The organism is Pseudomonas sp. G7(2022), assembly GCF_052660475.1.
In genome coordinates this window covers 4,542,853-4,556,958 of sequence record NZ_CP109659.1, presented here as the reverse complement: position 1 = coordinate 4,556,958, position 14,106 = coordinate 4,542,853, and the positions used below count along the sequence as shown (strand labels likewise).

The following is a 14,106-nucleotide window of genomic DNA, read 5'->3' as shown; positions in this document are numbered from 1 at the left end:
AAAGGCAAACAGGAGCATTTTTCATGAGTTCATCGAACGCCGGGCAAAGCGCCGGGCAACTGGAAACCCGGGGCATCGAACCGGTGCCGGAAGGCGAGTGCAACGGCCATCCGCTGCAACTGTTCTGGGTCTGGTTCGCGGCCAACATTTCCATCCTCGGCCTGCCGCTGGGCGCCACGCTGGTTGCGTTTCGCGGCCTGGCGATCTGGCAGGCGATTATCGTCGCCATTCTCGGTGCTGCCGGTTCGTTCGCGGTGGTGGGGATCATCTCGATTGCCGGCCGCCGCGGTCGTGCGCCGAGCCTGACGTTGTCCCGGGCGATCTTCGGTGTGCGCGGCAATATCGGCCCGACGCTGGTGTCGCTGATGTCGCGCCTGGGCTGGGAAACGGTCAATACCACCACCGCGGCGTTCGTGCTGTTGTCGTTGTGCTCGATCCTGTTTGGCTCGCCGGTTGAAGCCAAAAGCGCGCCGGTGTTGACCCTGATTTTCATCGCGATTTTCGTGTTGCTGACCTTGTCGGTTTCCGGCCTCGGCCACGCCACCTTGCTGGTGATCCAGAAATGGGCGACCTACGTGTTCGGCGCGCTGAACATTCTGGTCGGCGGCTTCCTCTGCGCGACCATCGACTGGAGCGCGGTGTTCAATGCCACGCCAGCGCCGATGAGCGCGATGATCATCGGCATCGGCACCATGGCCGCCGGCACCGGGATCGGCTGGGCCAACGCCGGCGCCGACATGTCGCGCTATCAGCATCGCAGCGTCAAAGCCGTGCGCCTGGTTGCATCTGCAGCATTCGGTGCGGGTATTCCGCTGGTACTGCTGATCACCCTCGGCGGCCTGCTCTCGGTGGGCAACAACGACCTGGCGTCGGCGACTGACCCGATCGTGGCGATCCGCGACATGCTGCCCACCTGGATGGCTGTGCCGTATCTGATCACCGCGTTCGGTGGTCTGTTGCTGTCGAACAACCTGTCGGTGTATTCCGCCGGCCTGACCACGCTGACCCTCGGCCTGAAGGTCAAACGCGTGTACGCGGTGGTGGTCGACATCGTCGCGATCTTCGCCGGTTCGATCTACTTCATGCTGATCGCCGACAGTTTCTACGGCCCGTTCATCACTTTCATTTCGCTGCTGGCGGTACCGATCACCGCGTGGGTCGGGATCTTCGTGGTCGACCTGATTCACCGTCACTACTACAGCCCCAAAGATCTGCTCGACGTCAGCCCGAGCAGCGCCTACTGGTACAGCGGCGGCATCGAGTGGCGCGCATTCGGCGCGTGGGCGATTGCCATCGTGCTGGGCTTCAGTTTCACCACCATCGGCACCACGGCTGAAAATGTCTGGTTCAAGGGTTTCCTGTCCGACTCGTGGCTGGGCCACAACGGCCTCGGCTGGATCGTGACCTTCGTGGTCGCCGGCGGCATTTACTTCGTACTCGGCGGGGCGAGAGATCGCCGCGCTGCGCAATCCGAGAATGCTCATGCCTAAGATGTTGCACACCGGCCAGGTCATCATTGACCTGGTCATGGCCGTGGATGCGCTGCCGCAAATTGGCGGTGACGTGCTGGCGCAGTCCGCCAGTTTCGAAGCCGGCGGCGGCTTCAATGTGATGGCCGCCGCCGCGCGCAATGGCTTGCCGGTGGTCTATCTCGGCCGCCACGGCAACGGTCGGTTCGGCGATCTGGCGCGGCAGGCGATGAACGCCGAAGGCATCCGCATGGGCATCGACCAGCCTGCAGAGCGTGACACCGGGATCTGCGTGGCGCTGACCGATGCGTCCGCCGAGCGCAGTTTCATTTCCTACATCGGCGCTGAAGGCGAGGTCACGGCGGCGGAGCTGAACAGCGTTGCAGCCGAGGCGGGGGACTACGTCTACGTCAGCGGCTACAGCCTGCTGCACAGCGGCAAGGCCCAGGCGTTGCTGGACTGGACGCTGGCGCTGCCGAGGACGATCAACGTGGTGTTCGATCCGGGCCCGCTGGTGGAATCGCCGGACTCACCGATGATGCAGGCGTTGCTGCCGCGCATCGATGTGTGGACCAGCAACAGCGTCGAGGCGCTGCGTTTCACAGGCGCGGCGGACATCGAAACAGCGCTGGACCGCTTGGCCGTGCACCTGCCACAGGATGTGCTGATGGTGGTGCGCGACGGCCCGCAGGGTTGCTGGACTCACCAGCGCGGCGAACGCCGGCATGTACCGGGTTTCAAAGTGCAAGCCGTGGACAGCAACGGCGCGGGTGACGCGCATGCAGGCGTATTCGTCGCTGGACTGGCGCGAGGGCTGTCCGCTCACGAAGCCGCAAGGCGCGCCAACGCCGCGGCTGCGTTGGCCGTCACCCGCTGGGGCCCGGCGACCGCACCGGGGACTGCCCAAGTCGATGCGCTGATCCGTGAGACTTGCGATCACTGATCGATCGCGAAAAGGCCAGAATATTCAGCGCAAAGCCTGATTCAACTCGCCTTGCGCAATGCCGCAATCAACTCATCCTTGCGCATCGACGAGCGCCCGGGAATCTTCCGTTCGCGGGCCTCCTTTCGCAGGCTGTCGACCGTCTGCACTTCGCGCGAAGCCTTGCTGTCGCGCGAATGCCCTTCACGACTCACCGCCGCGCGCCGCGCCGATTCCTTGCGATCCTCGGCCTTGGCGCCGGCAGGTTTGCGGCGCCCGGAACCTCCGGCCTTCTCACCGCCTCCGGACTGTTTGTTCACCGTTGCCCAGGCGCGGGCTTCAGCTTCGTCCTTGGACATCCCTTTGTTCTGATAGCTGTCTTCGATGTGTTTGGCTTTGCGCTTTTGCTCTTCAGTGTATTTGGCTTTGCTTCCACGAGGCATGACGATTCTCCTTGTATCCGGATAAATCTCTGCATGAACTGGCGCAGGCAGTGCATTCGACCATTGCCTGCGCCAGCGACTGGAGGCGTCAGGTATCGAGTTTACGGGCCGCTTCCACACCCGCAGCGCTGAGCTTGATCGGCAGATTCAGCGAATGTTCTCCCGCTTCATTGCAAGTGATGTGTCCGTGGTGAATCAGTCCACGCTCCTGCAAGGCGGCGAGGGCGCTGGCCACGACTTTCTCGCCGCGATAATTGTCCAGCACCTCTTTGCCGAGGCCGCTTGGATGTGCATGCAACAGGCGGGTGAGGACTTCTTTTTCCAGGTTTTTATCGACGTTCATGGTTACCTCTTCAGGGAAGTGGATAAGACATGTTGCGTGTTGCGTGGATCACGCACGGATCACTGGCCTGCGCCTTCAGAGCCCGAACCACCCGTGGTGGTTTTCGAGCCGACGCCTGGACCGGCGTTATCCGGGGTAGCCGGAGCGTTGGGTGTGTTCATCCCGCCCTGGCGACCGGGATCGCTGCCCTGGGTGCGAGGATCGGTTCCCGTGGCGGGTGGCTGATTGATCAGCGGTACACCCGAACCGTCGGTATTCATACCGGGGGCGCTGTTGATGGCGGGGGCTCTTGGCTGGGTAACCGGATCGGTCGGCCCGGTTCCGGCAGCGGTAGTCGAGGCGGCAAATACCGCCGGGCTGAGGAGGGTAGCGAATACGAGCGCAGTCAACCTTGACGAGATCATAGGGGGTCTCCAGTGATTGAAATCCTTACCTCCTGTTGGTCTGCCCTCGTGAAAGATTGGTGCCTGATGATCGACGAACGGTTCAGAAAGGCTGAGCGCTTTCGAGGCCGATCTCTTCCTTGAATTGCTCCATGAAACCTTTCAAGCGTCGATGACGGAGCTGCGCCAGGCGCTGACCGGCAACGGTCTGGAAACCGTCGGCAAGGTGCAGCAGTCTGGTCTGGAAAGGATTGCCATGTGACGAGCGCCGCGCGCCGCCTTAGTATGGCGTTTTCTTTTTTCCGACAAGGCCCGTCCATGACGATCGAAATCCGCCCGGCGACCCCCAGCGATGCTCCGCAAATCCTCGCGTTCATCACTGAACTTGCAGACTTCGAAAAGGCCCGTCACGAAGTCATCGCCAGCGTCGCCGACATCGAGCGCAGCCTGTTCAGCGAAGGCGCCACTGCTCATGGCCTGATCTGCCTGCGCGACGGTCTGCCGATCGGTTTTGCGGTGTTTTTCTTCAGCTATTCGACCTGGCTGGGCAGCAACTGCCTGTACCTCGAAGACCTGTACATCACCCCCGAACAGCGTGGCGGCGGCGCCGGCAAAACCCTGCTGCGCCACCTCGCGAAAATCGCCTGCGCCAATGACTGCGGCCGCTTCGAATGGAGCGTGCTGGACTGGAACACCCCGGCCATCGAATTCTACAAATCCCTTGGCGCCCAACCGCAGGAAGAGTGGGTGCGTTACCGCATGGATGGCAAGGTGTTGCGGGAGTTTGCCGAGGGCAACTGAGCCCGGCGTAAAAGATCGCAGCTGTCGGCAGCTACTGCAGGGAAATTGTTATTCCCGCAAGCACTGCCGACGGCTGCGATCTTTTTTTGTCTTCGTCCCATAATGTGGGAATGATATTTATATATTGAGATTTTGCTTTACTCAGGTTTATAGTCCGGCTCACTCACTGCCAATAACAAAACAGGTGAAGCGATGCTGGCGCAATTGATCGCGCTCGATTGGGGGACGACCTCACTACGTGCTTACAAACTCGCGGCGGGCGGGCAGGTGCTGGCGCAGCGGTCGCTGTCGTTCGGGATCATGCAGTTGCCGAAGACGCCGCGGCTCATCAACGGTTGCGAATGCGCCGAGGGTTTTGAACTGGCGTTCGACGAGGCGTGCGGCGACTGGCTCGATGCGCAACCCGGCTTGCCGGTGATCGCGTGCGGCATGGTCGGCAGCGCTCAGGGCTGGCGCGAAGCGTCCTACCGCGATACGCCGGCCAACGTGGCCGATCTCGGAAAATCCCTGCAAACCGTTCGCAGTCTTCGCGGTGTCGACGTGCATATCGTGCCGGGTGTGATTCAGCGTTCGGCACTGCCGAACGTGATGCGCGGCGAGGAAACCCAGGTCCTCGGCGTCCTGCAGAACCTGCCGATCGAGGCGGGCAATGATCTGCTGATCGGCCTGCCGGGCAGTCATTCGAAATGGGTGGAAGTGGCCGATGGCTGCATCACTCGTTTCGACACCTTCATGACCGGCGAAGTGTTCGCCGTGCTCAGCGAACACAGCATTCTCGGCCGTACCCAACAGCACAGCGCAACGTTCAATGCCGAGGCGTTTGATCGCGGCGTGCAGGTGGCGTTGTCGGCGGAGGGCGAGATCGGCGTGCTGTCGACCTTGTTCAGCGCCCGCAGCCTGGGCCTGACCGGTGAACTCAGCGCCACCGCGCAACCGGACTATCTGTCCGGCCTGCTGATTGGCCACGAACTGACGGCGCTGGCCAACGTGCAACGACGCCGGCGCAACAGCGCACAGCTTCCTTCGATCGTCCTCATCGGCAACGCACAGTTGTGCGCCCGTTACAGCCGGGCCCTCGACGCCTGCGGTTTTGCCCGGGTGACGCTGGCCGAGCAAGCCACCGAGCGTGGGCTGTGGCAACTGGCGCTCGCCGCCGGACTGATCGATTCCTCATCCCGTTAACCCTGACTGGAGGCCTGACATGCTCAAGCAAGCACTGGCGCAAAACGGTCTGATCGCGATCCTGCGCGGCCTGCATCCGCAGGAAGCCGCCGCTGTCGGAGAAGTCCTGTATGCGGCCGGATTTCGCGTCATCGAAGTACCGCTCAATTCCCCCGAACCGTACGAAAGCATTCGCATCCTGCGTGAGACCCTGCCCGCCGATTGCCTGATCGGTGCCGGCACGGTGCTGACCCCGGAACAGGTCGAACGGGTGAAGGAGGCTGGCGGCCAGGTGATCGTCATGCCCCACAGCGATGCCAAGGTATTGCGGGCCGCGAAAGCGGCGGGGCTGTACCTGTCGCCGGGCGTCGCCACGCCGACCGAAGCCTTCGCGGCGCTGGAGGAGGGGGCCGACATTCTCAAGCTGTTCCCGGCCGAACAGATGGGGCCTGCGGTGGTGAAAGCCTGGCTGGCGGTGCTGCCGGTGGGGACGATCCTGGCGCCCGTCGGCGGCATTACACCGGACAACATGCAGGTGTTCATCGACGCTGGCGTCAAAGGCTTCGGCCTCGGTTCCGGGCTGTTCAAGCCAGGCATGACGACTGAGCAAGTAGCGGCCAATGCCAAGGCCTACGTGGCGGCCTGGAAAGCCCTTCGCTGAGACTTTTTGGCGCTGCGTGCGCTGCATCTAACAAGAGAGATAAAAAGATGAAAATCACCAAACTGACCACCTTCATCGTCCCGCCGCGCTGGTGCTTCCTGAAAGTCGAAACCGACGAGGGCGTGACCGGTTGGGGCGAGCCCGTGGTCGAGGGCCGCGCCCACACCGTCGCCGCTGCGGTCGAGGAATTGTCCGACTACCTGATCGGCAAAGACCCACGCAATATCGAGGACATCTGGACCGTGCTGTATCGCGGCGGCTTCTACCGGGGCGGCGCGATCCACATGAGCGCACTGGCCGGCATCGACCAGGCGCTGTGGGACATCAAGGGCAAGGCGCTGGGCGTGTCGGTCAGTGACCTGCTCGGCGGTCAGGTGCGGGACAAGATCCGTGTGTATTCGTGGATCGGCGGCGACCGTCCGGCGGACACTGCGCGGGCCGCGAAAGAGGCGGTGGGCCGTGGTTTTACGGCGGTGAAAATGAACGGCACCGAAGAGCTGCAATTTCTCGATACCTTCGAAAAGGTCGACCTGGCGCTGGCCAACGTTGCCGCCGTGCGTGATGCGGTGGGGCCGAACGTCGGCATCGGCGTCGACTTCCATGGCCGGGTGCACAAGCCCATGGCCAAGGTGCTGATGAAGGAGCTCGACCCGTACAAACTGATGTTCATCGAAGAGCCGGTGCTCAGCGAAAACTACGAAGCGTTGAAAGAACTGGCTCCGCTGACCAGCACCCCGATTGCCCTCGGCGAGCGACTGTTTTCGCGCTGGGACTTTAAACGGGTGTTGAGCGAAGGTTACGTCGACATCATCCAGCCCGATGCCTCCCACGCCGGCGGCATCACCGAGACCCGCAAGATCGCCAACATGGCCGAAGCCTACGACGTGGCGCTGGCGCTGCACTGCCCGCTGGGGCCGATTGCACTGGCGGCGTGTCTGCAACTGGACGCCGCTTGTTACAACGCGTTTATCCAGGAACAGAGCCTGGGCATCCATTACAACGAGAGCAATGACCTGCTCGATTATGTGAAGGATCCACGGGTGTTCGACTACGACAAGGGCTTCGTGAAAATTCCGAACGGCCCGGGGCTGGGGATCGAGATCAACGAGGAATACGTGATCGAACGCGCGTCGGTCGGCCACCGCTGGCGCAACCCGATCTGGCGTCATGCCGATGGCAGTTTTGCCGAGTGGTGAGTCGCTGATTTCCTGCCGTATCCAGTAAGTCAGATCTCCAGGGAGCGGAGATCTGCATCCCCCCGACCTCAATAAACATAAAAAGAGGCGCTTCCCATGCAACCGCAAACCCTCACCGGGCAAGCGACGTTAGTCACGCCCAGCCGCAAGCGGTTTTTCATCATGGTGTTGCTGTTCATCACCGTGGTCATCAACTACCTCGATCGTAGCAATCTGTCGATTGCCGCCCCGGCGCTCACTTCCGAGCTGGGCATCGACCCGGTGCATGTCGGGCTGATCTTTTCCGCATTCGGCTGGACCTACGCTGCCATGCAGATCCCCGGCGGTTGGCTGGTGGATCGCGTGCCGCCGCGCATTCTTTACAGCGTTGCGCTGTTGTTGTGGTCGCTGGCCACCGTGATGCTCGGGTTCGCCGCCAGTTTCATCGCGCTGTTCGTGCTGCGCATGGCGGTCGGTGCGCTGGAAGCGCCGGCGTACCCGATCAACAGCCGTGTGGTGACGACCTGGTTCCCCGAGCGTGAGCGGGCCACGGCCATCGGTTTCTATACCTCCGGGCAGTTTGTCGGGCTGGCGTTTCTGACCCCGGTGCTCGCGTGGCTGCAACACGAGTTCGGCTGGCACATGGTGTTTGTCGTGACCGGCGCGGTGGGCATCATCTGGGCGGCGATCTGGTACGCGGTGTATCGCGAGCCGCGTGATTTCAAAGGCGCCAACGAAGCGGAAATCGACCTGATCCGCGAGGGCGGCGGCCTGGTGGATATCGCCGCTGAAACTGCAAAAGTGAAGGCGAAATTCAGCTGGACCGATCTCGGCATCGTCCTGAGCAAACGCAAGTTGTGGGGGATCTACCTCGGCCAGTTCTGCCTCAACTCGACGCTGTGGTTTTTCCTGACGTGGTTCCCGACCTACCTGGTGAAATACCGCGGCATGGACTTCATCAAGTCCGGTCTGCTGGCTTCGCTGCCGTTTCTCGCCGCGTTCATCGGCGTGCTGTGCTCCGGGTTCTTTTCCGATTTCCTGATCCGCCGTGGCTGCACCGTCGGGTTTGCGCGCAAGCTGCCGATCATTGGCGGGTTGCTGATTTCTACCTCGATCATCGGGGCCAACTTCGTCGAGTCGACGCCGCTGGTGATTGCCTTCCTGGCCCTGGCGTTTTTCGGCAACGGGCTGGCGTCGATCACCTGGTCGCTGGTCTCGACGCTGGCGCCGGCGCGGTTGCTGGGCTTGACCGGTGGGGTGTTCAACTTCATCGGCAATCTGTCGGCGATTGCCACGCCGATTGTCATCGGCTTTCTCGCCAGCGGCGATTCGTTCGCGCCGGCGATCACCTACATCGCGGTTCTGGCATTGATCGGTGCTTTGTCCTACGTGCTGCTGGTGGGCAAGGTCGAGCGCATCGAGTTGTAGTCGTCCCTGTCGGGCGACCATAATGCCGCCCGTTCCCTCGCTCAACGCTAAAGGCTGGATATGCAGGAAGACGCCCCGAAAAATGCCAAGGACGCCGCGCCGACCGGCACCCAGACCCTGCTTCGCGGGTTGGGTGTGGTGCAGGCGGTTGCCAGTGGCGCCCGCGATCTCAAAGAGATTGCCCGCCTGATCGGCACCACCCGCAGCACCACTCATCGTCTGGCCAGTTGTCTGGTGGACGAGCGTTACCTGCGCGTCGTGCCGCAAGTCGGTTACCTGCTGGGGCCGAAGCTGATCGAACTGGGTTTTCAGGCGCGTGAAGAGTTGCCGTTGGCGACATTGGCCGGGCCGTATCTGGACGAGTTGTCGGCGCTGACCGGCGACACCGTTCACCTGGGGATTCGTGAAGGCGACGAAGTGCTTTACCTGCTGAAGAATCCGGGACGCAACGGCCCGGAAATGCGTTCGCGGGTTGGCCATCGCATGCCGTTGGCACGAACCGGAATCGGTAAGGCGCTAATGCTGGATGATTCGCCGCAGGATTGGCAGCGGCTGTACGAAATCAGCCTGCCGGCGGGCGGGAAAAGTCAGTTCTGGCCGCAGCATCCCCAGCAGTCGTGGGAGCAAATGGCGCAACGGATGACCGAGTACGTGGCCGGTGGCTATGCGTTCGATCTGGAAGACAACGAGCCGGCGATCCGCTGCGTGGCGGCGCCGATCCGCGACGCGAGCAAGCGCATCGTCGCAGCGATCAGCATCGCCAGCACCGTGCCGTACATGCCGCTGGAAAAAATGGCCGAGCTGATTCCCCTGATCAAAGGAGTCACAACCCGGCTCTCGGCGGAGCTTGGCTTGAAGGTCTGAGGAATCAGAGCTTCAGAGTCGCCATGTCGATGACGAAGCGATACTTCACATCACCGGCGATCATGCGGGTGTAGGCCTCGTTGATCTGGCGGATGTCGAGCATTTCGATGTCGCAGCTAATGTTGTGCTCGGCGCAGAAATCCAGCACTTCCTGGGTTTCGGCGACGCCACCGATCAGCGAACCGGCCAATACACGACGACCCAGTACCAGTTTGGCGGCGTGGACCGGCGGATCGATCGGTTCGATCAGACCCACCAGAATGTGCACGCCGTCGAAGCGCAGAGTGTCGAGGTACGGGTTGAGGTCGTGCTGCACCGGAATGGTGTCCAGCAGGAAGTCGAAACGACCGGCTGCGGCTTTCATCTGTTCTTCGTCGGTGGAGACGATCACGTGATCGGCGCCCTGACGACGACCTTCCTCGGCCTTGCTTGCCGAACGGGTGAACAGCGTCACTTCGGCACCCATGGCCTTGGCGAACTTGATGCCCATGTGGCCGAGGCCGCCCATGCCGAGAATCCCGACCTTGTCGCCAGCCTTCACGCCGTAGTGCTTGAGTGGCGAGTAGGTGGTGATGCCGGCGCAGAGAATCGGCGCGGCAGCCGCCAGATCCAGCTTCTCGGGGATGCGCACCACGAAGTGCTCGCTGACCACGATGCTGTCCGAATAACCGCCCATGGTGTTGCTGCCATCGACCCGGTCCGGGGTGGCGTAGGTCATGGTCGGGCCTTCGAGGCAGTATTGCTCGAGGTTCGACTGGCAGGCTTCGCAGGTGCGGCAGGAATCGACCATGCAGCCGACGCCGACCAGATCGCCGACCTTGTGCTTGGTGACATTCGCACCGACGGCGGTGACTTTTCCGACGATCTCATGGCCGGGCATCAACGGGTAAACGGCGATGCCCCATTCGTTGCGCGCCTGGTGGATGTCGGAATGGCAGACGCCGCAGTACAGGATTTCGATGGCGACGTCGTCGGCACGAGGGCTGCGGCGTTCGAATTTCATCGGGGCGAGGGGCGTGGTGGCCGTTTGAGCGGCATAGCCGATGGCGGTGTACATGTGAAACCTCGCAAAAGCAGTGACAAGTGAGGTGGCGCATTCTGGGCGCCATCTGGTCGCCCGGCCATGGCGATTCCTCCGGGTGTCATGCCTAATCCTCCGGCATGCGGGGTTGATCGGTCGCATTGGCAAAAGGATCTGCGATGATGCTTTTATCCCTTTTTCCGTGATTTTTTCTGAAGAGCCAGCCGATGCAATTGACTCGTCACCTTGATGCCAACGCCACCCTGGTTTCGCTGATCGAACCCCTGGCGCTGCGCGATGGTTACAGCCAGACCGGGCTGCCGGGCGTGCAGGTGTTGCGCGCCAGTTGCGACGTCGCCCGTGGCCCGCACATTTATGAACCGAGCCTGATGATCATTGCTCAGGGCAGCAAACTGGCGTATCTCGGCCCTCGCACCATGGAATATGGCGCGGGGCATTATCTGATCCAGGCGCTGCCGGTGCCGTTCGAGTGCGAGACCTATGCGTTGCCGGACGCGCCGTTGCTCGGCGTGTCGGTGGCGATCGACCGGGTGCTGCTCGGTGAGCTGGTGCTGGCAATGGGGCTGGCACCGGGGCGGCATATTCCGGCGCAGACACCGGAGTCGATGACCTCGGTGGTGCTCGACGATGACATGCGCGGTTGTGTCGAACGCTTGCTGCGCTGTCTGCACGATCCGCTGGAATGCCAGATTCTCGGACCGGCGCGGGTGCGTGAATTGTTGTTCGTCGCGTTGCGCGGGCCTCAGGCGGACGTGCTGCGGGCATTGGTGGAACAGCAGGGGCAATTTGCCCGGGTGGCGGCTTCGATCAGTCATCTGCATGCGCATTACACCGAGCCGTTGAACGTCGAGACGCTGGCCAGTTGCGCGAACATGAGCGTTTCGACCTTTCACGAACACTTCAAGCGCAGCACGCTGCTGTCGCCGGTGCAGTATCTGAAGCGTTTGCGCTTGTTGAAGGCGCAGACGTTGTTGATCGCCGAGGGGCTGGGTGTCGCCCAGGTTGCGCATCGGGTGGGGTATCAGAGCACGTCGCAGTTCAGTCGCGAGTACAAGCGCTATTTCGAACGCAGCCCCGGGGATGAGCGCGCTGCCTGAGTTGCCACAGTACCTGTGGGAGCGGGCTTGCTCGCGAATGCAGTGTGTCAGTTGACAGATATGCTGCCTGACACGACGCCTTCGCGAGCAAGCCCGCTCCCACATTGGTTTTGTGGCGTTGCAGGAATAGTGGGCAACAAAAAGGCCCCCATACAGGGAGCCTTGATGTTCAGCGATTCGACTTACATGTTCGGGTAAGTAGGGCCGCCAGCGCCTTCCGGCGTCACCCAGGTGATGTTCTGCGAAGGGTCCTTGATGTCGCAGGTCTTGCAGTGCACGCAGTTCTGGGCGTTGATCTGGAAGCGCTTCTCGCCGTCTTCCTTGGTGATCACCTCATACACGCCGGCCGGGCAGTAACGCTGCGCCGGTTCGTCGTACATCGGAAGGTTGCGGCTCAACGGGATGGTCGGGTCGGTCAGTTTCAAGTGGCACGGCTGTTCTTCTTCATGGTTGGTACCGGAGATGAACACCGAGCTCAGTTTGTCGAAACTGATCTTGCCGTCGGGTTTCGGGTAGTCGATCTTCTTGCAGTCGGCCGCGAGCTTGAGGCAGGCGTAGTCCGGCTTGGTGTCGTGCAGGGTGAACGGCAGTTTGCCGCCGAAGATGTTCTGGTCCAGCCAGTTGAAACCACCGCCAACGATGGCGCCGAACTTGTGGATCGCCGGGCCGAAGTTGCGGCTGGCGAACAGTTCTTCGTAGAGCCAGCTCTTCTTGAACGCGTCGACGTAGGTGGTCAGCTCTTCAGTGCCGTCTTTCTCGGCGAACAGCGCGTCAGCCACGGATTCAGCGGCGAGCATGCCGGACTTCATCGCAGTGTGGCTGCCTTTGATCTTGGCGAAGTTCAGGGTGCCAAGGTCGCAACCGATCAGCGCGCCACCCTTGAACACCATTTTCGGCAGCGAGTTCAGGCCGCCCTTGCAGATTGCACGTGCGCCGTAGCTGATTCGCTTGCCGCCTTCCAGGTACTGCTTGAGTACCGGGTGATGCTTGAGGCGCTGGAACTCGTCGAACGGCGACAGGTAGGTGTTGCTGTAGGACAGATCGACGATCAGACCGACCACCACCTGATTGTTTTCCAGGTGATAAAGGAAGGAGCCACCGGTGTTCTCGGTGCCCATGATGTCCATCGGCCAACCGGCGGTGTGTACTACCAGGCCTGGCTGGTGTTTGGCCGGGTCGACTTCCCAGATTTCCTTCAGGCCGATGCCGTAGTGCTGGGCGTCGGCATCGCTGTCGAGGTTGTAGCGCTTGATCAGCTGCTTGCCGATGTGGCCACGGCAGCCTTCGGCGAACAGCGTGTATTTGCCACGCAGTTCCATGCCCGGGGTGTACAGGCCGTCTTTCGGATGACCTTCGCGGTCGACACCGAGGTCGCCGGTGATGATCCCGCGCACCACACCGTTTTCATCGATCAGCGCTTCCTGAGCGGCGAAGCCCGGGTAGATTTCCACGCCCAGGTTCTCGGCCTGCTGAGCGAGCCAGCGGCACAGGTTGCCGAGGGAAATAATGTAGTTGCCTTCGTTGTGCATGGTCTTGGGCACAAAGAAGTCAGGAATTTTCTGCGCGCTTTCGGCGTTTTTCAGCACGAAGATGTCATCGCGGGTGACAGGCGTGTTCAGCGGAGCGCCGAGTTCTTTCCAGTCCGGGAACAGTTCGTTCAGGGCCCGTGGTTCAAATACGGCACCGGACAGGATATGCGCGCCGACTTCGGAGCCTTTTTCGACCACGCAGACGCTGATTTCCTTACCGGCTTCGGCGGCCTTCTGCTTCAGACGGCAGGCGGCGGACAGGCCAGCGGGGCCGGCACCGACGATGACCACGTCGAATTCCATGTATTCGCGTTCCACAGGCTATCTCCTACTCAAGGCTCAACAGTTTTTTTTCTAATTTGGAGGTTCGGTGTCGTATCCGTTATTGCCTTTACGTTAACGTCAAGGGTAATAATGGGCAAACCACCTTTCTCTCTAGGCGGCGCATTATATCTACACCACTCTTAGCGTCCAATACAAACGTTTGTTTGAATCGGCTCCAGCCCAGAGAAATCAAAGAAGCGCGGCTTATGACAGGGCATTTTGGCGTATTGACCAGAATGGGCGTTCCGGTCAAGATACGGGCGGTTTTGCGCTCGCCGTAGGCTGAATGGTGGTTTCAAGAGCACCTCTAAAGACAGGGCGTAGGCGGTAACCGGTGATGCGCAGCGCAGGTTCGGCGCGCAGTTTACACACCGCGAAGCGGCATGACTCGTCGGTCACGACTGACGAACGGTCATCCCGCTCAGCCGGCGTTTTTAGAGGTGCCCTTGTGCCCGATGAGCATC

14 protein-coding genes and 1 pseudogene are annotated in these 14,106 nt (G+C 61.5%); 9 read left to right on the top strand and 6 right to left on the bottom strand.

The annotated features are described in order from the left end of the window. Positions 1–23 precede the first annotated feature (23 nt). Entirely contained in the window at positions 24–1,490 is a 1,467-nt protein-coding gene (locus tag NE357_RS20690) for a purine-cytosine permease family protein (RefSeq protein ID WP_085683520.1), read from the top strand. Continuing rightward, the gene (locus NE357_RS20685) at positions 1,483–2,412 is read left to right on the top strand and encodes a PfkB family carbohydrate kinase (protein WP_169431421.1); all 930 of its coding nucleotides are present in this window, start codon (positions 1,483–1,485) and stop codon (positions 2,410–2,412) included. Before NE357_RS20690 ends, NE357_RS20685 begins: the two co-directional genes overlap by 8 nt. Before the next feature lie 41 nt (positions 2,413–2,453). Here the strand turns inward: NE357_RS20685 and NE357_RS20680 are convergent, their stop codons facing one another. The 4 genes and pseudogenes from NE357_RS20680 to NE357_RS20665 form a co-directional block, all read right to left on the bottom strand. Then, entirely contained in the window at positions 2,454–2,834 is a 381-nt protein-coding gene (locus NE357_RS20680) for a Rho termination factor N-terminal domain-containing protein (RefSeq protein ID WP_169431420.1), read from the bottom strand. Positions 2,835–2,922: 88 nt separating this feature from the next. Continuing rightward, positions 2,923–3,177 (bottom strand): hypothetical protein, encoded by a 255-nt coding sequence (locus NE357_RS20675; protein ID WP_011335416.1) that lies wholly within the window; start codon positions 3,175–3,177, stop codon positions 2,923–2,925. 59 nt (positions 3,178–3,236) lie between these two features. Further along, a complete protein-coding gene (locus NE357_RS20670) occupies positions 3,237–3,581 on the bottom strand; it encodes a hypothetical protein (RefSeq protein ID WP_169431419.1) in 345 nt (114 codons plus the stop codon). Positions 3,582–3,663: 82 nt separating this feature from the next. Then, a pseudogene (locus NE357_RS20665) lies at positions 3,664–3,807 on the bottom strand (HD domain-containing protein); the annotation flags it as partial. Positions 3,808–3,878: 71 nt separating this feature from the next. Here NE357_RS20665 and NE357_RS20660 point away from each other — a divergent pair. The 6 genes from NE357_RS20660 to NE357_RS20635 all read left to right on the top strand — a co-directional run bounded on the left by NE357_RS20660 (position 3,879) and on the right by NE357_RS20635 (position 9,650). Continuing rightward, positions 3,879–4,361 carry a GNAT family N-acetyltransferase gene (locus NE357_RS20660; RefSeq protein WP_039770630.1) on the top strand — a complete coding sequence of 161 codons (483 nt, stop codon included), beginning with the start codon at positions 3,879–3,881 and terminating at the stop codon, positions 4,359–4,361. A gap of 192 nt (positions 4,362–4,553) precedes the next feature. Then, entirely contained in the window at positions 4,554–5,543 is a 990-nt protein-coding gene (locus NE357_RS20655) for a 2-dehydro-3-deoxygalactonokinase (protein ID WP_169431418.1), read from the top strand. A gap of 19 nt (positions 5,544–5,562) precedes the next feature. Further along, positions 5,563–6,183 (top strand): 2-dehydro-3-deoxy-6-phosphogalactonate aldolase, encoded by a 621-nt coding sequence (locus NE357_RS20650; protein ID WP_169431417.1) that lies wholly within the window; start codon positions 5,563–5,565, stop codon positions 6,181–6,183. A 47-nt stretch (positions 6,184–6,230) separates the two neighbouring features. Beyond that, positions 6,231–7,379, top strand: a complete 1,149-nt coding sequence (gene dgoD, locus NE357_RS20645; RefSeq protein ID WP_169431416.1) for a galactonate dehydratase — start codon at positions 6,231–6,233, stop codon at positions 7,377–7,379. 96 nt (positions 7,380–7,475) lie between these two features. After that, on the top strand, positions 7,476–8,786 hold the full coding sequence (locus tag NE357_RS20640; RefSeq protein WP_169431415.1) for an MFS transporter: 1,311 nt from the start codon (positions 7,476–7,478) through the stop codon (positions 8,784–8,786). 60 nt (positions 8,787–8,846) lie between these two features. Then, positions 8,847–9,650 (top strand): IclR family transcriptional regulator, encoded by an 804-nt coding sequence (locus NE357_RS20635; RefSeq protein WP_169431414.1) that lies wholly within the window; start codon positions 8,847–8,849, stop codon positions 9,648–9,650. A gap of 4 nt (positions 9,651–9,654) precedes the next feature. Here the strand turns inward: NE357_RS20635 and NE357_RS20630 are convergent, their stop codons facing one another. Beyond that, a complete protein-coding gene (locus NE357_RS20630; protein WP_169431413.1) occupies positions 9,655–10,707 on the bottom strand; it encodes an NAD(P)-dependent alcohol dehydrogenase in 1,053 nt (350 codons plus the stop codon). Between the two features lie 191 nt (positions 10,708–10,898). On the opposite strand from NE357_RS20630, the gene NE357_RS20625 reads away from it, so the two are divergent. Next, positions 10,899–11,789, top strand: coding sequence for an AraC family transcriptional regulator (locus NE357_RS20625; RefSeq protein ID WP_011335404.1), 891 nt, complete (start codon positions 10,899–10,901; stop codon positions 11,787–11,789). A 182-nt stretch (positions 11,790–11,971) separates the two neighbouring features. On the opposite strand, the gene NE357_RS20620 is transcribed toward NE357_RS20625, so the two are convergent. Continuing rightward, the gene (locus NE357_RS20620; protein WP_169431412.1) at positions 11,972–13,636 is read right to left on the bottom strand and encodes an electron transfer flavoprotein-ubiquinone oxidoreductase; all 1,665 of its coding nucleotides are present in this window, start codon (positions 13,634–13,636) and stop codon (positions 11,972–11,974) included. Positions 13,637–14,106: the final 470 nt, after the last annotated feature.